This window comes from Micromonospora yongxingensis, from assembly GCF_052601155.1.
In genome coordinates, this window is the sequence record NZ_JBQXEO010000059.1 from 1 (window position 1) to 996 (window position 996).

The window sequence follows — 996 nt, forward strand, 5'->3', positions numbered from 1 at the left end:
CCTGTACGACGCGGTGTTGCTGGATCGGGATGGCACGTTGATTGAGGATGTGCCGTTCAACGGTGATCCGGAGAAGGTGCGGCCGGTGCCGGGTGCGCGGGTGGCGTTGGATCGGTTGCGGGCTGCTGGGTTGCGGTTGGCGGTGGTGACGAATCAGTCGGGTCTGGCGCGGGGGTATTTCACGGGTGAGCAGATGCGGGCGGTGCATGCCCGGGTTGAGGAGTTGTTGGGCGGCTTTGATGCGTGGTTGATCTGTCCGCACGATGACGCCGATGGGTGTGGTTGTCGTAAGCCGGCTCCGGGTTTGGTGCATGCGGCGGCGCGGGAGTTGGGGACGAGTGCGTCGCGGTGTGTGGTGGTGGGTGACATTGGTCGGGATGTGGCGGCGGCGTTGGCGGCGGGGGCGGCGGGGGTGTTGGTGCCGACGCCGGTGACGCGTGCGGAGGAGGTCGCCGCTGCGGGGTGGGTGGCTGCTGATCTGCCGGCGGCGGTGGAGGAGATTCTGCGTCGGCAGCGGGCTGTGCGTCCGGCTGGGGTGGGTGCGCGGGTGGGTACGGCGTTGGTGGTGCGGTCGGATTCGGCGGGGGATGTGTTGGTGACCGGGCCGGCGATTCGTGCGGTGGCGGCGGGTGCGCGGCGGGTGGTGTTGTTGTGTGGGCCGCGGGGGCGTGCTGCGGCGGGTCTGTTGCCGGGTGTTGATGAGGTGATCGAGTATCCGTTGCCGTGGATTGATCCGGCGCCGGCTGCGGTGGATGCGGAGGCGATGCGTGTTCTGACGGCGCGGCTGGCGGCGGTCGGGGCGGATGAGGCGGTGGTGTTCACGTCGTTTCATCAGTCGGCGCTGCCGGTGGCGTTGCTGCTGCGGATGGCGGGTGTGGGTCGGATCGCGGCGATCAGTGACGACTATCCGGGCTCGTTGCTGGACGTCCGTCATCGGGTGCCGGTGGGTGTTCCGGAACCCGAACGCGCGCTCTCCCTCGCCGCCGCCGCCGGCCA

Annotated in this window: 1 protein-coding gene; it reads left to right on the forward strand. The window is 69.6% G+C overall.

Annotated elements, in window-relative coordinates:
- Position 1: 1 nt before the first annotated feature.
- A partial coding sequence (locus ACTWLT_RS31525; RefSeq protein ID WP_445321493.1) for an HAD-IIIA family hydrolase occupies positions 2 to 996 on the forward strand: 995 nt, incomplete at its 3' end.